Raw genomic sequence first — 21,578 nt, 5'->3', positions numbered from 1 at the left:
TTTCTTAATTATATGTTAGCACAAGATTTTAGGATGAGGTTATATAAATTGGTTGCAATAATAACAAAAAACTATTGAAGCAATGTCATAATCTATTAGCCATTCGCATGGTACAATATAAGAAACTCATTCCACATATTATAAAGGAGGAATTTCATATGGGTTTATTTAGTGGTATTTTAGGAAATGCATCAAGTGCGAGTACAGAAAGCGTTGAACGTGATTTAGAAAAGATTATGCTAGACGATGAGAAAGTTGAGCATGCTTATAAATTAATTCGTGATTTAATCGTATTTACAAATCGTCGTCTTATTTTAGTAGATAAACAAGGAATATCAGGTAAAAAAACAGAGTATCATTCTATTCCTTATAAAAGCATTACACAATTTAGCATTGAAACAGCTGGGCATTTTGATTTAGATGCAGAGCTTAAAATTTGGGTATCTAGTATGGATGATCCAATTACGAAAGAATTTAAAGGTGACGATAGTATTTTAAGCATTCAAAAAGCGTTAGTAACATATACGACGAAATAACGCCTTTCCGCATATTTATTCATTATCGAGATTACTAACCCGAGTATTTTGGAAGAATATGCGTTGTTTTTGTATATTTAATCTAAAATAACATAAAAAGGTAAAGCGTATTTCAAATGCTTTACCTTTCTTTTTTGTAATAAATAAGTGTAGTTTTATCATTTAATTTCTTTATTACTTCTGTTCTTTTATACCCCATTTTTTCGTATAGAAAACAATTTCTTTCTTCTTCTAAAATCGTAGCAAGTTCAAAACTCCGTGCTTCTGGAAACATCTCTTCAATTAAAATAAGTACCTTCTTAGCGATTCCTTTCCCTTGATAGATTGGATGAATGAACATTGGACTGATCCAAAATTTATAAGGTCTTTCTTTTTGGGATATACATATCGCTCCAACAAGGTTCGAATCTATTATCATCTTATAAAAGTTGTTGCTCGGATTATTTATTCTTAAAATAGTTTTTTCAATAGATTCATTTGCTGGATTTGTTTCATAGTCTTTATATTTATTTAATAAAGGACTAAATGAGTCTATTTGCATTTGAAATAAAACTGCTGCATCAATTTCTGTCGCCTTCTCTAATGTTACCAATTTAAACGCTCTCTTAAAGAAGTAATATGAGCTGTATGATGACGACCGTGCCATGCATATAGTCCAATTGCAGCAGCAAGTTTTGTTTCTCCTGATTCAGGATGATTAAATGTCTTTTCTAAATCTGCCGGTTCTAAAGAATATAATAAGTTAATCCATCTTTTATGTAATGAATCTAGCATTACAAGTGAAACATCTACTGGTAATTTCGAGTCAGGTAGCTCTGCCCATTTTTCTTCTTTGTACGGTTTAATAGTTGGATTCTTTTCTGTCAGTGCTAATTTAAAGCGTATGTAGCTATTCATATGACTATCAACAACATGATGAACTACTTGGCGAACAGTCCATCCACCGACGCGATACGGTGTATCTAACTGCTTCTGATCTAAATCTTTTATCGCTCTTGCTAGTTCATTAGGTAAATCCTCTATTTCTTGAATCCATTTATCAATTATTTCTTCTGTAATAGTTCCTACGTAAGTAAATTGACCTATTGGATAACGTAAATCCTTCATGTACATGTCCCTCCCTATTATTTTTAACCCTTAGTAGTCCTCCAAATATAATGTACGAAATTTACGTTTTCTCCGTTTAAATCTACAGTAGTTGTCTCCGCTTGCTTTTCACGAGAAAATCCGTTCTTTTCTAATACAATTTGTGAAGCTATGTTATTTGTTGTTGTCATAGCATGTATTTCATTAATTTCATAGACTCTTGCTTGAGCCAAAATCAATTTTACAGATGCTGCTGCAACTCCTTTTTTAGTAAACTTCTCTCCAACTCGGTAGCCTAACGACCCAATTCGTTTTTCCTTATCTACATCAACTAAATTGATACGTCCTACAATTTCTTTTTCTGTATTACGTATGAGATGAAAATAAGAAATCCCCTCAGTTTGTTCTTTTAATAGTTCGGCAAGTTGCTTTTGAAAGTATTCATACACGTAATAATTAGAGCCACGACTTGGTACCATTGTTTCAAAAAATGATTTGTTCGTGAGTTCAAAATTAAATAAATCTTCAGCGTCTTGATTCTTTAATTGTTCTATGTATATTTCCATCCCATTTACCCCTTCTTGATTTACTAACTGTTATACATTCTTTTTTAAACGATAATTTTCCTGCTATTTCTTTCGTCTGAGTAATACAGTAAGTAATACTCTAGGATGAAAAAGATGAAATGGACTACGAATTAAGTTCATAACTCTGACTAACCGAATATAAATATCAGAATCACTTGCAGAAAGTTGATATATTTGTTTCGTATACCATTGCTGAAATTTTTGTTTCGTAGTTAATTCTTTCTGTAACTTAGGATGACGTGCTATCTCCGTTGTGGTCATTTCCCAAGGTGTTTTGATAATCATAGCAGTCTTCCTATAAAACTCTCGAGTTAATGTTTTATCAAGCCTTTTTCTCCCTTGAAGAATTAGTTGCAATTGGTGAGCTTCCATAGCTGCAACTGAAACACCTTGTCCGAAAACTGGATCAAAACGACAATGCGCATCTCCAACTACTAACAATCCTTCAGGCAAATTATTAACTAGATCAAATCGCCTGCGTACTTGATATGGAATTTTGTACGTTTTTATATCGGTAATCGCCTCAGATTTGTTTAGAAACTCTGTAACATTAGTGATTGATAGGTTTTCAGCAAAATCATAAAATTCATCATCTGTTTGCGGTGCTTTTTCATTCGCATATCCACTAAAAGTAACAAAATAACGATCATCTTCAATCGTTTGAATTAGAACACCATAAGGATTCTCAGGAAAACTTGGAGACATAAGCATATTACAGCAGTCTAATTTCTCTTTTTCTTTGAGCCTAAACATTCTAGTTGCGTAAAACAAATCAATTCTTACTTTCTCTTCTTGTACTTCGAAATTGTATTCTTGTAACCAATCTATACTTTTCGAACCAAATCCACTTGCATCAACAACAAGATCTGCATGAAATTCTTCTTTCATTCCTGTTTTCAAACATTTAGCTGTTATTCCATAGACTTTATTAAGTTTGTTATCTACTAGTAATCCTTCAACCAACATTTCATACTTCGAAGTAACATTTGAAACTTGTTCAATTCGTTTTTGAATATGCGATTCTAACAGAAGACGACTTTGTTGAATCATATTTATTTCGCCTTTGAAAGGCTGCTTCCATAGGCCGAACTGATGCCATTTTAAATCGCGAGTAAAGTTATTTACGATGCTACCCGCTTCAATTAATTCATTAGTAATGTTAGGAAACAACTCCTCAAGTGCTTCTTCGCCGCCTTTTAATAACACATGCGGATGATTACTTTGCGGAACTCTTTTTCGCGGACCATTTCCATCCCATTCTTCACCAGCTTCTACAATGATTACTTCTTCAAACGTATTTGATAAAGCCTTTGCGGCGAGTTTTCCTGCGATACTTCCACCAATAACAATAGCCTTAGTAAACATTTTTTCCCCCTTAATGAAAAGAGATCCTGTCGTGTATGAATGGAAAAGGATCTTAACTAATAATTCCTTGATAATTATATTTAAAACACCTGTGTGAATTGCAACATTAAAATTAAAATACCTAATCCCCATACGTAATACGCGAATACTTTTAAAGAATGACGTTTTAAATATTGAATCATCCATGAAACTGCTATGTAACCAAAGAACGCTGCTGATAATGTTCCGACAATTAGTGATGTACTAGAAATAGATTCAGCTTTCCCTTGAAAAACATCTGCAAATTGCAAGATGATAGCTCCGACAATAGCTGGTGTTGATAATAAAAAGGAAAAGTACGCCGCTGTTTCGCGGTCTAACTTTCTCCATAATGCAGCGACAATTGTCATTCCAGAACGGGAAATTGCTGGAAATATAGCTACTGCTTGAAATGAACCAATTATGAATGCATCTTTATATGTAATATCATTCATTTTTTTACGACCGTTCTTTTGTTTATCGGCCATATAAAGAAATAAACCCGTCACTAAAAACTCCCAACCTATTGTTATACCTGTTTTTGAAATATCTTCAAAAAAGTCTTTAAATAATAAGCCGATTACAACCGCAGGTATCGTCCCGACAATAAGTAATAGCATAAGCTTTGAAAATGGATTTTTTATTAAATAAATAAATTCTTTTCTATAATAAATAAACACCGCAAGTAACGTCCCTATATGCAGCATCGTATCTAAAAACAAACCTGCCTCATCTAACTGAAAAATATGTCGCCCTAAATATAGGTGACCTGTACTGCTTATAGGTAAAAACTCTGTCAGCCCTTGAATAATTCCTAAAATAAAAGCTTCTAGCCAATTCATGATGATCTCCTTTCTCATTTGCTTGTACCAATATATGATGCTTTAATTTTTGTTATGAAAGAAAATATATTTCTCTTGGGGATTTACTTTAACCTTTATTTAGAAGTTATGGATTGCGATAAAGATGGATATATATGTAAAAAAAGGAGGGTTTACATGGAGAAACACACAAAATTAGGCAACATATTACTTTGGATTGGACCAATTCTTGTGTTCTTAGGCTTATGTATGACAAATGTAATTACAGACATACCTTTCTTCGAAGGAAAGCATAAAACTTTTGGAATTATTATGTTATTTATAGGGGTACTTTGTTTAATTACCGCTCATTACTTTAAAATACGAAAAAATTCTGCCGATTAAATAATCTATTCCCTTATAAGGAGGAACAAATGCGAGGAAAATCATTACGGACAAAAATTACAAAGCTATATAAATAAAAACAATCCTAGTGTATGTACTAGGATTGTTTCATTTCGCTAATGTTGTTTATTTATAAAACACTTTATCAACGTTATATTTCGCTTTGTACTTATTAATGATGTATGTTTCGTAAATTTCTCTTTCAGTTGGATCTTCTACGATACATGCATCGATACGGTATACTTCATCACGATTATTTTTGATTGGTGAAACATTATCTTCAAAATGCTTTTTAATACGTTGTCTAATTTTACGAGCTTTACCTACGAAAAGAAGTTCGTCATTAATATTGTAAAACATAAAAATGCCGCCTTTATCTCTAGGGAACAAGTGGAAATCGATAAAACCGTTAATTGGAGTAATTAATGGCTCGTCTCCTTTAATAACTTGGTTACGTTCAGTAATTGAAACATCAGCTTCAGGAATATTAATTTTAATCAAGTTCATTCACGTCCTCTTTTATTATAAAGATAAATAATAGCATAAGTATGTAAGAAAAGCTATGTTAAGAGAGATATTTCATTTTATAATTCAAATATTATAGGTATATCATGTAAACTTTTTTTCCAAATCATATGATCGTTTGATTCGCCCCAATAATCCTTCAGCACATAACTAGGTTTTCCAAACTTTTTTGTCCATATACTTTGTGCTTTTTTGTATCCACTATCTAAACAGCATTCGATTATTCCTCTGCTAAGTAATGTAAGATACATTGTATTTAGTAGTAAACTCCCTATACCTTTTCTTTGATACTCCGGAAGTATAAATACAGTTCCTATTTCATACAAATCCTTAAGTACACCGTCTGTACAACTATTAATCAATGCACTTGCTGGACCGATTTCAATCGTTCCAATGATTTTATCGTTACTTGTATCTATTGCTAATAAAAAGTAACGACTTTCTCCATTACTATCAAAATCATTTTTTAAATATTTCTTTTTCGAGTTAATTTCATTTTCTATGTCATCTAATAGATGTGATAACCCTTCGTTTTTAAATGTATTAGTAATAACAAGACGAAAAAACAAATGTAATTCATCTAAATCATTCGAATTCGGCCTTCTAATTTCAATGTTATACATGGCTTACATCTCCAATTTTTAAAAATATATGAGAAAGTGTATTTGTTCAAAAAGATTTTATGCAATTGCTAAGACCACACTTTATATACTCTATTCATTATTATTCTACACAACTCTGCATAGATCCAGCAGTATAAAAAACTCAGTATAAATATTAATGTAATAACTTTTATATCCATAGTCGTATGAATAGTAGGACCAAGTACAGGAAAACGGAAGATATCGAGAATGATCATAATTCCTATAAGTAGACATATCGCTGAAAAGGAAATTACCCAAATCCTCCTCTTGAATTGTAAAAAGGATACTCCTAACGCTACACCTAATAAGCCTGTAGTAAAGGGAAAGACAATTAGTTCACTTGGCTCAATAATGAATAATAGGAAAATAGTAAGAATATAAGAAAGTACTCCCTCACGAATAGAATAACAAATAGCCAGAAAAATCGGTAGCGTCGCGAAAGGACTAATAAATAACCCAATTCCAGGGATTAAGTTCCCCGCAGATTGAAAAATAGCAGCAAATGAACCGAGTAATGCTGTAATGACTAACCTACTTGCAGGCGTCACCTTTCTTTTATGAACAAAATTCACATCCTGCTCTATCATCCATTGATACCAATAGCTTCTAAAGCGATTCATCAAATTCCCCCTAAAGAGACTTAATTCACCACTTTCTATTTTTATTCAAATACTTATTGGTTATGTTTTACTTTCTGCTTGTTAGGAATCACTATACAATAGATGTTTATCCATAGAAGGTTTTTTAAGAGGCGCTAAGTCGTGCGTTTGAAAAAGTATGAATTCCATATATTTTTAGACTAAGAGTTTATACCGTATCATGGAACAATTTCAAAAATAGTACCTTTGTTAAATTCAGTTACTTTCATAGAACCATAAACTCCTAAATATAATCTAGTTTGATCTAAGTTTGTTCCTAAACTAACATAATAAGCTGCTTGAGTCCCAAAATCATAAGTGGTTTCAATAACATGAAAATCATTACGTTTCCCGTCTAGAGCTGCTCTAGTAAAAGCTAACACTCCCTTTACTGGAGATTGAAATTCTTCTTTCTTAGCAAGATCAGTAAACACGATACTACCAGTTAAACTAGGAATTGTAGTTCCCATATATGGTTGTACTCCTGTAAGTGAGGTTCCTCCAAACTTATCTGCTCTGGAATCTTTATGAAAATAACTAATTAGGGGCTGTATGCGCCTCACTGATGTTTCTATTGTTTCATTATAATAAGCCATTGTTCTCTCATCCAAAGTAGGATTCTCAGAACAGTGCCTTATAAAAGAAGTAGGAAATTCTCCTTCCCATCCTCGCCAACCAAAATTAATAAATCCATCTTGATTGGGAGTGGATCTCATTAAATGCGTTTGAACAAGTTCGGTAACCGGTATGGGTTTATAATAAACAAACGAAAAAATAGACTCTACAATATCCTGCCCGACATTTCCAGCATATTTGATATATTGATTATAAAACCTTTGAAATGAAATACCTGTTATATTCCGAACTCCTTTCGCAATTACTGTAAGTGTTTCTTGTATAGATAAAGGAAACTCATTAAAGCGTGTAACTACTGGAGGGTTATTTATGAATGTATTTTTACTTACATCAATTTCAATTATTTTGCCCGCTATTTCTAAATCATCCTGGCTTAAATTAAATGGATCATAACCCGATCCACCATCTCCATTTGTAAAAACAAGTTTTCCACTCTCAGGTGAAAAGTTTAAACTATTGACTCCGTTATGATTAAAAAAGGGCCTTCTTATGTTAAGTAATGTCCGTCGTTTTTGAGGTTGACTATGTGATTGTAAAATCCATTCCTCAACCGTATCAATATGATCATATTGAGTATCTCTATTTACCCACTTTAAGTTTAAAGTTTTCGGATCACACGGATTAGGTTTAAAAGGTTCAGAAAGGGCACCCGGACCTTGAGTGCCAGCTACTGAATAATGAAGGTAAAATAAACCGTTTTGATAAAATTGTGGATGAAACGCTAGTCCTAGCAATCCTCGTTCATCATAACCGCTACTAGAGACACCTTCTTCAAACGTGCCTAATTTGATAATTCGCGGGCGAATATCTAAAAAAGTCCTTATAACTCCGTCTCCTATGTAAAAGATTTCTCCTACCTGGGTTGCAATAAATAACCTTTCAATTGAGTCACCTGGTAGTATAGTTGTTTTCAAAACAGTAGGTAAATTGAACTTACTTGCAATGGGTCGTAAACTAACCTTAACTTTTGTCAACTTACTTTACACCCCTTTAATTGCGTTTTATTAAAAGAATATGATTAGAACTGTTCAATTAGTATCCAATTAGGGACTAGGGAATTGGATACTAGTTCTGACTGCGCTGCTTTTCCTGCTTCTCCATATAACTACGCATCCGTCGCATATATTCAGGTGCGTCCATTCGATTCCCTGCGATCATTTCAATAATACAGAGTCTTTTGGCGCTTTCCTTTTCAGAATGGATTATAGCCTGATCAAGCTCTCCATAGGTCCGGACCGTAACGGTAAACGCGTTACCTCCAAAAGCTTCGGCTAGCTTGGTGTAAGACCATTGAGGGATTTCGTTGTACTTTTGATCCTCTGTTTTGACATTTAAATATCTCTCGATTGTATAACCATCGTTGTTCAAAACAAAGATTATAGGCTTGCAGCCGTAATAGAGCATAGAACTGATTTCCTGTGCCGTTAGCTGCAGGGCACCGTCACCTGTAAACACCAATACTCGGCGTTCCGGCGCGGCCATAATAGCACCAAACGCCGAAGGGATTGCGTAACCGATGGACTGCCATCCACCTTGTCCAATATATGTTACATTGCCCGGCAGTCTGACCTCTCCCATTCCATAATAAAGCGTTCCGGTCTCGGCGATTACAATATCCTCCTCTTTCAGCATGCGCTGAAAACGTGGATAATAGCCGTCCGCCATTAGAGGTCCGTCGGCAATAGTTGTGAATTGCTCATAAGGGAATGACAATTTTTTTGTCAAACCTTTGCCTGTATAACTCAACTTCTGCACAGCAAGTAGCATGTCGGCTGCAAGAACATTCGGATATTCCGCCTCAGCGATTTTAACTATATCTGGTTGAATATTGACAGTTATCAGTGGGTTCAGCTTTGCGGTAAAACTTGCGGTGTTTGTATCCGCCCATACCATACCAATCGCAATGATACAATCTGCATTCTCCACTGTACTTTGGACTTCAGTCCTCCCGAAAGAGCCTAAATACATTCCGATATAATTTGGATGGTTCTCGTCGAATCCGCCCTTCCCGTACATCATCGTTACAACAGGCACATTCATTGCATCGGCTAGCTGCCGAGTCGCTGTCTGAAGGCCGAATCGCATCGTTTTCACATCCACCAAGATAACTGGTCGGTGGGAACGTTCCAAAAGCAGACGGACATTATTCACTGCAGCCTGAAGGGTATTCGGGTTGGATGTTGGACGTGGTGGTGCCGGTTCTGTCCAGACTTTAATCGGCTTGATCACTAAATCATTAGCCACAACCAGGTATACCGGCTTTTTCTTTTCCTTAGCAATGCGAATCGCAGTCTGAATCTCAATCTTGGCATTTTCTGGTGTAAGCACGGCAGTATAAGCCGTTATCTGCTCATACACCTTGCGAAAGATGTCAAAATTTCCATCCATTAAGGTGTGGTGCATCAGCTTATGCTCTTTTTGATCCTTCTCAGGAGGGGCACCCACAATGTGTATTATTGGCACATGCTCGCTGTTGGCTCCCGCTATCGCATTGCATGCACTGAGCTCCCCGACCCCAAATGTCGTAATAAGAGCCGATATTCCTTTGATTCTTGCATAGCCATCTGCAGCGTAGCCCGAGTTTAGTTCATTTCGTCCTTCTATAAAACGGATGCCGTTATAACACTCCAAAGTATCAAGAAGTGTAAAATTATAGTCCCCTGCGACACCAAAAATTTCGGTTATGCCCTCCAGTTTCAGGCAATCGAACAAATACTGGCCAACCGTTTTTTGATCAGGTCCCCTTTGTAAACCAAAGCTGCCCGTATTAATCATGTTGTCCATCGCTTGCTCACTCCTTATCTATTTCTTTGGCTTGTTCTATTTTATAGTACCCTTTTTGATAATTCCCTTTAATTAAACCGGTTATCCGTTGTGCAACAATTAATGGAGAAGAAATAATCATTATCTCTGGAGAAAGTCATAAAACAGGAGAAGGAGAAGAAATACTAAAACATTACAGAATTTACGATACGGGAAAGCCCACGCAGGACTTTAGTCCGTCTTTAGACGTGGGATGAAAGCATCGTTTGTACATAGCAAAACATGGTATACTTTATTCATAGTCATGCAAAAGACGTAAAAACATTTGAGAACCTACAATCTGTACGGTATGGTAACAGTACCGTAGCCCACGAACCTATATGGTCTGTTGTGGGAGTGGTGATGACACACCGCAATCTTGCACGTCAACGATACCAGAAATGGGCTTCGCCTTTGGCCTTTGGTAGCAAGAATCCCGCTGACGTTAGTCAGCTGGCCCCTTTAGGGGTGGGAGTGTCAAACTGGACAAGATTCCTTACATCGGTGAAATCACCTCTGGTCAAAAGAATGTATTAATTAATACTCTAATGCTTTCTTTAACTCTTCTCGATCACTTTTAGCCCACTTTGTTTTACGGTGAAGATTTTTGTACAACCATATATTACAACTACATTCTTCGTATTTTATATATTATCAATAAAGAGTTCAGAAAACCCATAAATAAAAAAACGAGTGCTGTGAAGAAACGCACTCATTGAAAGAAATTTACCAATCTCGACGATTATCGCAATCACAGTCACGATCATGATTACGTCTACGACGACATTCATCACAATCACAGTCGCGGTCACGTCTACAACGACGGTTATCACAATCTCTATGTCTGCGTCTGCAAAACATTAAATCATCCCAAAATCTATCACAATCTCGGAAACGTCTGAAATTACCATTACATCCCATAAATATGATTACCTCCTCTTAACTTTAAGATTCATCATATTCTATGCTAAAAAACAAAAATAGCTTGTTTACTAGCCTGCTTTCTGCATTTTAAAGTAATAATATTATTATCTAATCTTTAAGTTTCAAATCTATTTCATCCCTTAACAACAAACAAGACGCTAAACCGATCACGGCAGCGCCTAAAACAGTAAATATAAATTTAATCAAAAATCATTTATCCTCGCATTTACTTATTCCTTTACTTCCATAGCTCATTCATGAGGTCAGCTGTATTACTAGGAACGCTATATTTCTCATTCTTTTGCTTAGCCTTTTTCTTCAGCCTTTTCTCTTCTTGAAAAGCTTGCAAATATCATGCTCCTCACTCTGTTTTGCAAATGTCTAGCTTACTTTTAAAAACTTTGTAACAGAACCTTAAAAATGATAAAAACCCACGAAGAAAATGCATTTTCTTCGTGGGTTTAGTTATTTAAATGGACTTTCACCTAACTCAAGAAGCATCCGCACCTTCAAACTGACTATTATAAAGCGAAGCATAGAAACCATCAGCTTTCAATAACTCTTCATGATTACCTTGTTCTACAATATCTCCGTCTTTCATGACAAGGATTAAATCTGCATCACGTATTGTTGATAATCTATGAGCGATAATGAAGCTTGTTCTACCTTCCATAAGGTTTTCCATCGCTTTTTGAATCAGTACTTCTGTACGAGTGTCAATGGAGCTTGTTGCTTCATCGAGTATTAATATTTTCGGATCCGCTATAAGGGCACGTGCAATTGTTAGTAGTTGCTTTTGTCCTTGGGATACGTTGCTTGCTTCTTCGTTTAGTTCCATTTGATATTTATTTGGTAATGTTTTTACGAAGTTGTGAACGTGAGCTGCTTTCGCTGCTTCAATTACTTCTTCGTCTGTAGCATCGAGTCTACCGTAACGTATATTTTCCATGATGGAGCCGTTAAATAGCCAAGTGTCTTGAAGTACCATACCAAACATGTTGCGCAGGTCTTCTCGCGTGAAGTCTTTTATATCGTGACCGTCGATACATATTGCACCGCTGTTTATGTCATAGAAACGCATTAATAGTTTTACAATCGTTGTTTTACCAGCTCCGGTTGGTCCGACGATTGCTACCTTTTGTCCAGGTTTAATGTTAGATGAGAAATTATTGATGATGATTTTATCTGGATTGTATCCAAATTGAACATCTTGGAAGGTAACTTCTCCTTGAACTTTTTGCAGCTTCACTGGATTTTCTGCTTCTGGCACTTCCTCTTCTTCTTCTAAAAATTCGAAGACTCTTTCTGCAGCAGCTGCAGTAGATTGAAGTACGTTCGCGATTTGTGCTACTTGAGCGATTGGTTGCGTAAAGCTTCTAACATATTGCACAAAGGCTAAAATGTCTCCAACTGCGATGGTTCTCTTTACCGCAAGCCACCCGCCTAAAATAGATACAGCGACGTAACCGATATTACCGATAAATGTCATAATCGGCATCATCATTCCAGATAAAAATTGAGATTTCCATGCGGAATGGTAAAGGGTATCATTTACCTTTTCGAATTTTTTCACTTCTTCTTCTTCTTTGTTGAAGGCTTTTACGATATTGTGACCACTATAAATTTCTTCGACCTGACCGTTTACGTGTCCTAAATATTCTTGCTGGGATTTGAAGTATTTTTGTGATCGTTTTACGACTGCCATGATGAGAATCATCGATACTGGCAATATTAAAAGCGCCACTAATGTCATTTGCCAGCTGATTGATAACATCATGATAAGTACACCGATGATTGTAATAACGGATGTGATGATTTGCGACATACTTTGGTTTAAAGTTTGGCTCACCGTATCTACGTCATTTGTAATTCTCGATAATACTTCGCCGTGCGTTGTTTTATCAAAGTATTTCAGCGGCATACGGTTAATTTTTTCATCGATTTCTTTTCTGAAGTTATAAGATACTTTTTGAGCTACTCCAGAAATAATGTACCCCTGGATAATACCAAACACAGTGCTCAGTATATATAATCCAAGGAGTAAAATGACAATGTTTCCGATATAGGTAAAATCAATGGCCGCACCGGGTTCTCCTGATACTTTGCTTACGAGTCCTTCGAAAAGTTTTGTTGTCGCGTTTCCTAAAATTTTTGGACCAACGATTGTAAAGGCTGCACTGCCGATTGCGAAAAGGATAACGATTAAGATTGATAATTTATAGGGCTTCAAGTATTGAAGGAGTTTATTCATCGTTCCTTTGAAGTTTTTTGCTTTCTCAATCTTTCTCATGCCGCCGCCCATAGGACCGCCACCGCCAGGACCAGGGCCGCTTTGTTTTCTATTTTCTATTTTTCTATCACTCATGATGACAACTCCTCTCTTGAAAGTTGTGATAAAGCAATTTGCTTATAAACTTCACAGTTTTCCATAAGCTCTTCATGAGTACCAGTTCCAATTATTTTTCCTTCGTCAAGTACAATAATCTTATCGGCATTCATGATTGTACTGATTCTTTGGGCAATAAGTAAAATAGTACTTCCTGTAATCTCATTGTTTAAAGCTCTGCGCAATGCTGCGTCTGTCTTAAAGTCAAGAGCTGAGAAACTATCATCGAATATGAAGATTTCCGATTTTTTCGTAAGAGCACGCGCAATAGAAAGTCTTTGTTTTTGACCACCGGAAACGTTCGTACCACCTTGTGATATTTCTGTGCGGAAGCTTTCAGGTTTCGCGTTAATAAATTCCATAGCTTGCGCGATTTCCGCCGCTTTTTTGAGTTCTTCTTCAGTCGCTTCTTTTTTACCATATTTCAAATTACTCTCGATTGTACCCGAGAAGAGAACTCCTTTTTGCGGTACATAACCAATTTTCTCTCTTAATTCCTTCTGAGATACTTCTCTAATATCCGTGCCATCTATTAATATTTGGCCACTTGTGACATCGTAAAAGCGTGGAATTAAGTTGATTAATGTTGATTTACCACTACCTGTACTTCCGATGAAAGCTGTCGTTTCACCAGGTTTTGCAGTAAAGGTGATATTGGAAAGCACATCTTCTTCTGCACCTGGGTATCTAAAGCCAACATTTTTAAATTCAACGTAACCTTTCTTGTCTGAAGCAAATGTTTTCGGCTCTTTTACATCACTAATGGTAATGTCAGTATCTAAAACTTCTGCGATACGTTGTGCGGAAACTGAAGCACGTGGAACCATAATAGATACCATTGAAATCATTAAGAAGGCCATGATGATTTGCATTGTATATTGCATAAATGCCATCAAATCACCAACTTGCATATGTCCCATATCCACTTGGTGTGATCCAACCCAAATAATAAGTACAGTAACGGCATTCATGATAAACATCATCATTGGCATCATAAATGACATTAAACGGCTTACAAATAAATTTGTTTTTGTTAAATCTTGATTTCCTTTTTCAAATTTCTTTTCTTCATGTTTTTGAGTATTAAAAGCACGAATAACTAGCATACCGGTTAAAGATTCACGAGTGATTAAGTTAATTTTATCTACTAACTTTTGGATACGCTTAAACTTAGGAATCGCGATGCTAAATAAACCAATGACTAGGCTTAAAATCGCAATTACCGCAACTGCGATAATCCATCCCATTGAAAGGTCTGTAGTAAGTACTTTAATAATGCCGCCGATACCTAAAATTGGTGCATAGAATACAATGCGAAGCATCATAACCATAAGTGTTTGAACTTGTTGGATATCATTTGTACTTCTTGTGATTAGAGATGCAGTGGAAAACTTATCAAACTCCGCATTCGAGAAGTTTGTAACTTTCCGGAATACTTTCTTTCTAAGGTCTCTGCCGAGTCCTGCAGCTACTTTTGCAGCAAGTAAACTCACGATAACGGTAGCTGCCATACTTACTAAGGATAAAAGTAGCATTTTCCCGCCGGAAGTAAGGATGAAATTGGATTGAAGCTTATCTATATTGATACCGATCTTTTTATACTCATTCTCAATGAATGAAACGGCTGATTGCGTTACCATGCTGCCTGGCATATTCTTAAACTTTTCATCTGCCTTTTCTTTCATTGCATTGATTTGATCTTGAGGAAGTTTCGCAATGATTGCAAAAGGATCTGAATTTGGCGGAAGTTTCGCTGGTGTGTTGTTGTCACCTGTCGCAGCAGGAGAGAAAGCAGATGAGCCACCTTTTTCAATTCCTTGTGTAATTAACATTGGTTTCCCAAAGATATCGTTAAGTTCGTTAATTATTTTTTTATCTTCTGTATGTAACTTATAAAGTGGCTCTTTATCAAGCTGCGGATAATCTTTTAAGTCATTTTTTAGTTCACTTTGAGAGAGGTTGTTCTTATCTAAAAGCACATAGTTGTCAGCAACTTTTTTCTTCTCATTTTCATTCATAAAGAGCGTAAGTTTATCCATTTCACTTTTACGAATAACCTCAGGTACTGCATTTTCTACACCTTTTTGTTGAATCCCTACATTGACAATGTTAGACATGTAGTCTGGCAGTGATAAATCGCATACTGCCTGTACAGTTAAAAGACATACAACTGCAATGATGGAAGCAATAAATGGTTTTAAATGTTTGATGATCTTTAACATTTAGTTCATCTCTCCATTTTCTTTGTCTAATTTTTTTAGTTTTTACTCCGCTTCTCTCCTTTATTCTTCGTATTCTCAGTAATTCATTCTAGCAGCTCTTTACGTATTTTCGACTACAGATTAATTTTATGACTATATGAAGATATGATGCACCGAAAATAGGCTCTTTTTTTCAAAAACGTTTTTTATATTCGGCAAATTAGCAGTAATAGACTTACCTTTGATCAAACATGTTTATAAACCAACATAACGTACAGGAAATCGACTTTTCTCTTGTCGAAATTTACTTAGCATACAGTGGTCATATATTTTCAAGAATAACGGAAGAATATATAGAAAATGCTACGATCAACTTAGGGGGGACAACCTTGTTCAATCAAATAGTAAAAGCTGTACCCAATTTATTTACGATTGGAAATTTATTGTGCGGTGTTTTTTCAATTACCATGAATATGAGTGACTATTTGGAAGTAGCCTCCATTTTTATTTTCTTTTCAGCTGTTTTAGATCTCCTTGATGGAAGAATTGCGAGAAAATTAAAAGTGAACAGTGAGTTTGGTGTACAATTGGATTCCTTAGCTGATATTGTTAGTTTCGGAGTTGCTCCTGCACTTTTATTTCATTCGATAGCAACACCATCTATTTTAACTTCTTTGGCATTTATCCTTTTCCCAACGATGGGTGCTTTAAGATTAGCTAAATTTAGTGTAAAACCAACCATTGGATATTTTAAGGGATTACCTATTCCAGCTGCTGGATTACCATTGGCCGGTATGGGATTGTTTTCATATAGCAATGCATGGATTACATTAATCCTCGCTCTCTTAATGGTAAGTCCAATTAGGTTTAAAAAACTTTAATTGGGATCCCGTCTATCGCTTTAATTTCATTTGTGGAACGTTTCGCTAATATCCATCAAGTTGAGGGTTTCGATGTTATTCATCATTTTACGAATGCAGCGATGGGACAGACTTTAAAGAGCTTACCTATTGTAATTGCTCATAATAGATTGTGAAATTGAATAGCCTCCAGTTTTTGGGGCTATTGTTTATATTTCTGATATGTATTTTCGCCTCTATATTGAACGAATCAATCTTTCTTCTCTAATACCTCAAACGATAAAAATGCACTTCGTTGCTATAAAGGGCAAAAAATTTTCGTTTTGTGGATTATCTATTTTCTTAGCTTGGTAACGATGTGGTGGTACCCCTTGTTTAAAAGAATTCCTACCTCCCAAAATACTTAGTTACGCCCAAATAACATAACAAAAAGATTAGGAAATCACTCCTAATCTTTTTGTTTATTACTATTCCATTGCCCCAGCAACATCATAATCATTTAAATCTAATTCAATCGGTTGCCCTAACGCAAGTTTCGCAAGTTCTGATCCTAAGTATGGACCTGCTGTTAATCCTGAAGCACCTAATCCGTTTGCAATGAGTATGCCTTCAAAATTAGGGAGTGGGCCAATAACAGGTAAGAATCCTGGCGTAAATGGCCTGAAGCCAACTCTAGTTTCAAACATTGTACCATCTTCTAAACCAGGCGCTACTGTTAACGCTTTATGGAATACTTCATGTAAACCACCAGCTGTTACACGGTGATCGAAACCAGTATCATTCTCATGCGTTGCACCAATTACGACATGGCCATTGTCAAATGTTAAAATATATTGATCGTTTGGCGGCATAACAACTGGCATATTTTCTGTTGCTGTATTTTCAATTTGCAAATGAACAATTTGTCCTTTTTGGAACGTAACTAAGAAATTAATTCCTAATGGATTCAAGATTTCGTTCGCCCATGCGCCTGCAGTTACCATTACCTTTTCTGCTAAAATTATTTCATCGTTTACTGTAACTCCAGTAATACGATTCCCTTCACGGACTAATACTGCATCTCCTTTTATAAAAGTAGCACCATGTTTTTTCGCAGCACTTATTAATGCGTTACGTAATGATCTTCCATTTACTCGTGCAGCGCCACTAATATGAACAGAACTGTATTCTTCTGATAATGCTGGGAATAATTTTTTCGTTTCTTCAGCTGATAAGCGAGTGATTTCACCGATCTCTGGTGCATCTTCACGTCGTTTATACGCTCGTTCTTCCATTTGATCTAGTTTTTTCTCGTCAGTATGTAAACTAATTGCACCTACACGGTTGTAACCTGTATCCGTTTCACCGTCTTCTTCTAATTGCTGAATTAACGAAGAATAGTAACGTGCACCGCCCTTAACGATTTTATACCATGCTTTATTACGACGTTGCGACAGCCACGGACAGACAATACCTGCTGCTGCATCAGTTGCTTGACCTAAATCTTGACGATCTACAATAGTAACCTTCGCACCAGCCTTAGCAAGATGATAGGCAGTAGATGCCCCTAAAATTCCAGATCCAACTACAATATACGATTTCATTTCAAACACCTTTTCTCTTTTGCTAATTATTTAAATATAAGAACATACTTTAGTATACTGAAAGGAATCCTTTTTTCAATGTGCAAAGTGTAATTAATTGTTGCATCATTGTGACGTTCCTAATCATTATTTTTTCTTCTTACGGAATAATTCAATTGTTTTATAGCCTTGTGAAAGGATTTCAATCATTTTCTCAAGACGTTTATCGCGTGTTTTTTCTTGTTTCACAGAAAATAAATTACGTGCCCAATCTTTTTGATAACCAGGAGTTAAACTTTGATAAAACTTAAGTTCAGCTGGATGATTAGCCAATAATGCTTCAACATCTTGAATACGGTCTGCATAATCAGCAACACATTGACTCGCTGCAGGTGTTTTCTTCGCTTTTTTCTTTTCACGTTTTAAACCTACAACTGTAAAGACATCATCCATACTTACCATTCGCGCAAATTTAATTTCGCTTTCCCCCACATATCCATCATCTCCAACGTTTAATGCCGGAAACATCTCATCACGGTGAATAAACGTACTGTAACGAGCATTACCTTTTTTCGGATATGCGAAAAACACGTAACCTTTTTCAATTAGTAATTCTTCATTACTAATAATAAAATTCGTTTGTTTCACCATTTCATCAAGTGTTTCAACAAAAATAAAAATAGCATCATGTTCTTTTGAAAATGAGGTTTCTTTACCTGTGAAAATGTCATAATCACTTGGTTCGTTAATTACGACCATATTTGTATACTTATTTAGTTTCAATTTATCAATAACTGACATTATAATCTTCCTTTGCATCCAATATTCATTTTATATACTTCTTTATACTGTTCTAGTGTATTATATCTATTAAGAAAATTAAACTTGAAATCGTATCATTCTGTTTCAATAGACCATAATTTTTTACTATAAGGAGTGGTTTTATGCCGTATGTAATCCGAGATGAAGGGCTAGTTTTGCAAGGAGATAATGGAAAAGAGCCAGTCTTTCATACATATGAAGAAGCTGAGGAAACGTTAAAAACGTTAACTATACCGCAGTTTCCGAAACATATTAGTCGAAAACCATTTAAACCAAAAATAATAAAAATAGCCGATTCTGAATAAGAACCGGCTATTTTTATATTCACAACTCAATAGCAAATAAAGTATATAAAAGCTCTTTATATTGATTTTCTGTAATTTCACGCTTCGTTTTTTCTCCATAAATAATTTCAGTTAAAATAGTATTCGTTAATGAGACATGGCCAAAGTTCGTCAATTTTACTGCAATGGGTCCTTTATTGAAAATAGATTTCTCATCTTCTATCACTCTTCTTTGAACATCGTTTACTACTGTCTCATCAATAATATGTTTATAAAAAGCATGACAAACTTTCCATTCTCCATCAACATCTATTCTTTCTAGAACATAGTTTCCTTTACTCGTATCTTTTTGTCTTACTCGATACGAACCGTTTTTAGAAGAAACAAGTTCGCCAGTAAACGGTACTGGCACAAGAGGTACTAATGAAGCAATACCTACATCAATTAAGTACCTTACGTTTTCGTAATTTAAAATAATTGTTATATGCCCATCTTCAAGTGCCCAAGCGTTTATATCATTTTTATATACGGTACCAAGTGCGAGTTGTACATCATAACCACTATCTTTTAAAAAATAGTAAAAAAGAGTATTTAATTCATAACAAAGCCCACCTCGAGAACTAGTTAAAATTTTCTCTTGTAAGTTTTTCATAGAAATTGTATTCGCATTACTTGCTATTACATTTAAATTCTCAAACGGGATTGTGTGGGCAAATGCAAAGAGTATTGTACTTAATTCTTCAAATTTTATTTCAATACGTTTTTCAAGGTTTAATCTTGTGAAAAGTTGATCTTGTAACTTTGTCATATTCAGCACCCCTTAATAAGTTATAAATTAAAATAATATATGCTGATTGTAAATTTGAAGGGATATAGTAACAATGTACATTTGCAGTTACTGTACCGGTACAAAATTTAAATATGAAAAACATATTTATATAAAAATACAAATAAGAGGCACCTTCACGGATGCCTCTTTCGAATTACATTTTATATCTTTATTTCAATGAGCTTAATTTTTCAATTGCTTGTTGCTCAGTTGCTAAGAAAAAAATATCCTTACCTTTATTACATTCATAAATGAAATCTTTTAGGCTTTTACTAGTGTACATAGAAAAATCCCCGATGATAGCAATTTTCACGCTGTAATTAATAAACTTTTGAAGAATATCACCCGCAAGACGTGTTTTTAAGTCAAAGAAACTTTCACTTATTAATGATTTATTGATAGCAATCCGCTTTGAATCCGCTTCATATTGAACTGTTGCCATGAGATCTAATGCAGATTGAACGTCGGATATTAATACTGTATCGTTTCTGACGACGGCAATATTTATTCCGCCAATTACTACTTTCTTTATTTCCATAGTCTCACCCCTCTATAATTTATAAAGTATATATTAAACATGCTGTGTAGATCTTCATTAACACACATAAATGATTTGCCCCTGGTTCGATAACCTCTATTTCATCGTAAATAAATATTGTTTTAAAACTTCTCATACGGTCAATGAAATTAAGGGTAATCTACCTTTTTACTATTTTTGGAAATTTATTTCTCCACAATAACTTAATAAATTATCAAAAGAAGTAATCTCGGCATATGGTTTAGTGTCGGTATTATTCTTAATCATATTAGGATTGAACCATATGCCCTTTATATTTGCATTTTGACAACCAGCAATATCCTTTTCTAAGTCATCTCCAACAAATAGTACATCTTCTGATTGTACATTTAGCTTATTTAATGCTAATTCAAATATGAGTTTGTCAGGTTTACTAAATCCCGCTTCTTCAGAAATAATGATTGTATCAAAATAACGATTCAAATTCGTGTTAATTATTTTTTCTTTTTGCCTCTGAGTTGAGCCATTTGTTATAATTCCAACTTTAATATGTGACTTTATAGTATTTATGATATTAATAGTTTTTTGGTTTATAGAAAAACATTTCGGGAAATTATTATTCCAAAAGTCTTGAATGCAATTGCGTGGTAATCTATATTTCGGTGGGAATTCATCAAAAAACGATTCCAAAACCTTTACTTTATCACTATGACCATAGCTTTTTTTATCATATCCCTTGAATTTCTGTAACATTTCGTTTTTTACTGCATGTTGTTCAACATCCCCATAAAACTCCTCTAAAATAATGGAAAACAGTTTATCTACTGCCTTATCCCTATCAAGTAACGTATCATCTAAATCAAATAGCATAGCTTTATAACTCCTCAAATAATTTCACAACCTTTCTCACATGATTTAAATAATCCCTTGTTCGCACCTTAGGCCTTTACTAAATTAGCAAAAAAACTACAAAGTTTGTGGCGTACGCTCTAGAATTTCGCTGGCTTCTTTTATATTTAAATTCATCTCCCTTTCCCCTTCTAGTAAAGTATCGAAAGTATATTATCAAACAGTTAAAAAAAAACTACATACAATTTACATTATTATACATTATTTTTTTGTAAATATTAATCGTTCAGCTTTTTATATGA

The 21,578-nt window shown here is 34.9% G+C and carries 22 protein-coding genes; 4 read left to right on the top strand and 18 right to left on the bottom strand.

What is annotated here, in order from left to right:
• Positions 1 to 158: 158 nt before the first annotated feature.
• Entirely contained in the window at positions 159 to 536 is a 378-nt protein-coding gene (locus MHH59_RS13010; RefSeq protein WP_002065713.1) for a PH domain-containing protein, read from the top strand.
• 121 nt (positions 537 to 657) lie between these two features.
• Here the strand turns inward: MHH59_RS13010 and MHH59_RS13005 are convergent, their stop codons facing one another.
• From MHH59_RS13005 to MHH59_RS12985, 5 genes are all read right to left on the bottom strand, one after another.
• A complete protein-coding gene (locus tag MHH59_RS13005; RefSeq protein ID WP_002085328.1) occupies positions 658 to 1,182 on the bottom strand; it encodes a GNAT family N-acetyltransferase in 525 nt (174 codons plus the stop codon).
• A complete protein-coding gene (locus MHH59_RS13000) occupies positions 1,122 to 1,643 on the bottom strand; it encodes a YfiT family bacillithiol transferase (RefSeq protein WP_002013255.1) in 522 nt (173 codons plus the stop codon). The genes MHH59_RS13005 and MHH59_RS13000 overlap by 61 nt, the downstream gene beginning before the upstream one ends.
• 23 nt (positions 1,644 to 1,666) lie before the next feature.
• The gene (locus MHH59_RS12995; RefSeq protein ID WP_016127055.1) at positions 1,667 to 2,188 is read right to left on the bottom strand and encodes a GNAT family N-acetyltransferase; all 522 of its coding nucleotides are present in this window, start codon (positions 2,186 to 2,188) and stop codon (positions 1,667 to 1,669) included.
• Positions 2,189 to 2,251: 63 nt separating this feature from the next.
• Positions 2,252 to 3,574 (bottom strand): FAD-dependent oxidoreductase, encoded by a 1,323-nt coding sequence (locus MHH59_RS12990; RefSeq protein ID WP_002013257.1) that lies wholly within the window; start codon positions 3,572 to 3,574, stop codon positions 2,252 to 2,254.
• A gap of 80 nt (positions 3,575 to 3,654) precedes the next feature.
• Entirely contained in the window at positions 3,655 to 4,434 is a 780-nt protein-coding gene (locus MHH59_RS12985) for an undecaprenyl-diphosphate phosphatase (RefSeq protein WP_002013258.1), read from the bottom strand.
• 156 nt (positions 4,435 to 4,590) lie between these two features.
• Between MHH59_RS12985 and MHH59_RS12980 the strand changes: the two genes are divergently transcribed.
• On the top strand, positions 4,591 to 4,797 hold the full coding sequence (locus MHH59_RS12980; protein WP_016127054.1) for a hypothetical protein: 207 nt from the start codon (positions 4,591 to 4,593) through the stop codon (positions 4,795 to 4,797).
• A gap of 126 nt (positions 4,798 to 4,923) precedes the next feature.
• Here the strand turns inward: MHH59_RS12980 and MHH59_RS12975 are convergent, their stop codons facing one another.
• The 8 genes from MHH59_RS12975 to MHH59_RS12940 form a co-directional block, all read right to left on the bottom strand.
• Positions 4,924 to 5,304 carry a nucleotide excision repair endonuclease gene (locus MHH59_RS12975; protein ID WP_002013261.1) on the bottom strand — a complete coding sequence of 127 codons (381 nt, stop codon included), beginning with the start codon at positions 5,302 to 5,304 and terminating at the stop codon, positions 4,924 to 4,926.
• A 77-nt stretch (positions 5,305 to 5,381) separates the two neighbouring features.
• Positions 5,382 to 5,945, bottom strand: coding sequence for a GNAT family N-acetyltransferase (locus MHH59_RS12970; protein WP_016127053.1), 564 nt, complete (start codon positions 5,943 to 5,945; stop codon positions 5,382 to 5,384).
• A gap of 68 nt (positions 5,946 to 6,013) precedes the next feature.
• On the bottom strand, positions 6,014 to 6,586 hold the full coding sequence (locus tag MHH59_RS12965; RefSeq protein ID WP_016127052.1) for a hypothetical protein: 573 nt from the start codon (positions 6,584 to 6,586) through the stop codon (positions 6,014 to 6,016).
• Positions 6,587 to 6,783: 197 nt separating this feature from the next.
• A complete protein-coding gene (locus MHH59_RS12960; RefSeq protein ID WP_016127051.1) occupies positions 6,784 to 8,214 on the bottom strand; it encodes a PQQ-dependent sugar dehydrogenase in 1,431 nt (476 codons plus the stop codon).
• A 91-nt stretch (positions 8,215 to 8,305) separates the two neighbouring features.
• Positions 8,306 to 10,024 (bottom strand): alpha-keto acid decarboxylase family protein, encoded by a 1,719-nt coding sequence (locus MHH59_RS12955; protein WP_340851365.1) that lies wholly within the window; start codon positions 10,022 to 10,024, stop codon positions 8,306 to 8,308.
• A gap of 744 nt (positions 10,025 to 10,768) precedes the next feature.
• Positions 10,769 to 10,963, bottom strand: coding sequence for a hypothetical protein (locus MHH59_RS12950; protein ID WP_002099904.1), 195 nt, complete (start codon positions 10,961 to 10,963; stop codon positions 10,769 to 10,771).
• A 493-nt stretch (positions 10,964 to 11,456) separates the two neighbouring features.
• On the bottom strand, positions 11,457 to 13,331 hold the full coding sequence (locus MHH59_RS12945; RefSeq protein WP_340851364.1) for an ABC transporter ATP-binding protein: 1,875 nt from the start codon (positions 13,329 to 13,331) through the stop codon (positions 11,457 to 11,459).
• A complete protein-coding gene (locus MHH59_RS12940) occupies positions 13,328 to 15,574 on the bottom strand; it encodes an ABC transporter ATP-binding protein (RefSeq protein WP_078422418.1) in 2,247 nt (748 codons plus the stop codon). Before MHH59_RS12940 ends, MHH59_RS12945 begins: the two co-directional genes overlap by 4 nt.
• A 368-nt stretch (positions 15,575 to 15,942) precedes the next feature.
• On the opposite strand from MHH59_RS12940, the gene pssA reads away from it, so the two are divergent.
• Complete coding sequence (gene pssA, locus MHH59_RS12935; RefSeq protein WP_002085344.1) at positions 15,943 to 16,434, top strand: CDP-diacylglycerol--serine O-phosphatidyltransferase; 492 nt, start codon at positions 15,943 to 15,945, stop codon at positions 16,432 to 16,434.
• A gap of 446 nt (positions 16,435 to 16,880) precedes the next feature.
• On the opposite strand, the gene MHH59_RS12930 is transcribed toward pssA, so the two are convergent.
• Both MHH59_RS12930 and MHH59_RS12925 read right to left on the bottom strand, forming a co-directional pair.
• Positions 16,881 to 17,996 carry an NAD(P)/FAD-dependent oxidoreductase gene (locus tag MHH59_RS12930; RefSeq protein ID WP_340851361.1) on the bottom strand — a complete coding sequence of 372 codons (1,116 nt, stop codon included), beginning with the start codon at positions 17,994 to 17,996 and terminating at the stop codon, positions 16,881 to 16,883.
• Positions 17,997 to 18,122: 126 nt separating this feature from the next.
• The gene (locus tag MHH59_RS12925) at positions 18,123 to 18,776 is read right to left on the bottom strand and encodes a YdeI/OmpD-associated family protein (RefSeq protein WP_002085348.1); all 654 of its coding nucleotides are present in this window, start codon (positions 18,774 to 18,776) and stop codon (positions 18,123 to 18,125) included.
• A 143-nt stretch (positions 18,777 to 18,919) separates the two neighbouring features.
• On the opposite strand from MHH59_RS12925, the gene MHH59_RS12920 reads away from it, so the two are divergent.
• Positions 18,920 to 19,102: a hypothetical protein gene (locus MHH59_RS12920; protein WP_201052212.1), complete on the top strand. Its 183-nt coding sequence runs from the start codon at positions 18,920 to 18,922 to the stop codon at positions 19,100 to 19,102.
• Between the two features lie 19 nt (positions 19,103 to 19,121).
• On the opposite strand, the gene MHH59_RS12915 is transcribed toward MHH59_RS12920, so the two are convergent.
• The 3 genes from MHH59_RS12915 to MHH59_RS12905 all read right to left on the bottom strand — a co-directional run bounded on the left by MHH59_RS12915 (position 19,122) and on the right by MHH59_RS12905 (position 21,297).
• Positions 19,122 to 19,889 carry an arylamine N-acetyltransferase family protein gene (locus MHH59_RS12915; protein ID WP_078214381.1) on the bottom strand — a complete coding sequence of 256 codons (768 nt, stop codon included), beginning with the start codon at positions 19,887 to 19,889 and terminating at the stop codon, positions 19,122 to 19,124.
• Positions 19,890 to 20,079: 190 nt separating this feature from the next.
• A complete protein-coding gene (locus tag MHH59_RS12910) occupies positions 20,080 to 20,448 on the bottom strand; it encodes a DUF4180 domain-containing protein (protein ID WP_002127579.1) in 369 nt (122 codons plus the stop codon).
• A gap of 171 nt (positions 20,449 to 20,619) precedes the next feature.
• Positions 20,620 to 21,297: an HAD family hydrolase gene (locus tag MHH59_RS12905; protein ID WP_002168307.1), complete on the bottom strand. Its 678-nt coding sequence runs from the start codon at positions 21,295 to 21,297 to the stop codon at positions 20,620 to 20,622.
• Positions 21,298 to 21,578: the final 281 nt, after the last annotated feature.

The sequence above is a fragment of the Bacillus sp. FSL E2-0195 genome (genome assembly GCF_038003645.1).
GTDB lineage: Bacteria > Bacillota > Bacilli > Bacillales > Bacillaceae_G > Bacillus_A > Bacillus_A mycoides.
The sequence above is the reverse complement of the archived record's forward strand: the minus strand, read 5'-3'. Positions and strand labels throughout refer to the sequence as shown.

Bases quoted from the DNA above. Each gene is read 5' to 3' on its own strand.
- MHH59_RS13010 (WP_002065713.1), top strand. From the start codon at position 159: ATGGGTTTATTTAGTGGTATTTTAGGAAATGCATCAAGTGCGAGTACA.
- MHH59_RS13005 (WP_002085328.1), bottom strand. From the start codon at position 1,182: ATGGCACGGTCGTCATCATACAGCTCATATTACTTCTTTAAGAGAGCG.
- MHH59_RS13000 (WP_002013255.1), bottom strand. From the start codon at position 1,643: ATGAAGGATTTACGTTATCCAATAGGTCAATTTACTTACGTAGGAACT.
- MHH59_RS12995 (WP_016127055.1), bottom strand. From the start codon at position 2,188: ATGGAAATATACATAGAACAATTAAAGAATCAAGACGCTGAAGATTTA.
- MHH59_RS12990 (WP_002013257.1), bottom strand. From the start codon at position 3,574: ATGTTTACTAAGGCTATTGTTATTGGTGGAAGTATCGCAGGAAAACTC.
- MHH59_RS12985 (WP_002013258.1), bottom strand. From the start codon at position 4,434: ATGAATTGGCTAGAAGCTTTTATTTTAGGAATTATTCAAGGGCTGACA.
- MHH59_RS12980 (WP_016127054.1), top strand. From the start codon at position 4,591: ATGGAGAAACACACAAAATTAGGCAACATATTACTTTGGATTGGACCA.
- MHH59_RS12975 (WP_002013261.1), bottom strand. From the start codon at position 5,304: ATGAACTTGATTAAAATTAATATTCCTGAAGCTGATGTTTCAATTACT.
- MHH59_RS12970 (WP_016127053.1), bottom strand. From the start codon at position 5,945: ATGTATAACATTGAAATTAGAAGGCCGAATTCGAATGATTTAGATGAA.
- MHH59_RS12965 (WP_016127052.1), bottom strand. From the start codon at position 6,586: ATGAATCGCTTTAGAAGCTATTGGTATCAATGGATGATAGAGCAGGAT.
- MHH59_RS12955 (WP_340851365.1), bottom strand. From the start codon at position 10,024: ATGGACAACATGATTAATACGGGCAGCTTTGGTTTACAAAGGGGACCT.
- MHH59_RS12950 (WP_002099904.1), bottom strand. From the start codon at position 10,963: ATGGGATGTAATGGTAATTTCAGACGTTTCCGAGATTGTGATAGATTT.
- MHH59_RS12945 (WP_340851364.1), bottom strand. From the start codon at position 13,331: ATGAGTGATAGAAAAATAGAAAATAGAAAACAAAGCGGCCCTGGTCCT.
- MHH59_RS12940 (WP_078422418.1), bottom strand. From the start codon at position 15,574: ATGTTAAAGATCATCAAACATTTAAAACCATTTATTGCTTCCATCATT.
- MHH59_RS12930 (WP_340851361.1), bottom strand. From the start codon at position 17,996: ATGAAATCGTATATTGTAGTTGGATCTGGAATTTTAGGGGCATCTACT.
- MHH59_RS12925 (WP_002085348.1), bottom strand. From the start codon at position 18,776: ATGTCAGTTATTGATAAATTGAAACTAAATAAGTATACAAATATGGTC.
- MHH59_RS12920 (WP_201052212.1), top strand. From the start codon at position 18,920: ATGCCGTATGTAATCCGAGATGAAGGGCTAGTTTTGCAAGGAGATAAT.
- MHH59_RS12915 (WP_078214381.1), bottom strand. From the start codon at position 19,889: ATGACAAAGTTACAAGATCAACTTTTCACAAGATTAAACCTTGAAAAA.
- MHH59_RS12910 (WP_002127579.1), bottom strand. From the start codon at position 20,448: ATGGAAATAAAGAAAGTAGTAATTGGCGGAATAAATATTGCCGTCGTC.
- MHH59_RS12905 (WP_002168307.1), bottom strand. From the start codon at position 21,297: ATGCTATTTGATTTAGATGATACGTTACTTGATAGGGATAAGGCAGTA.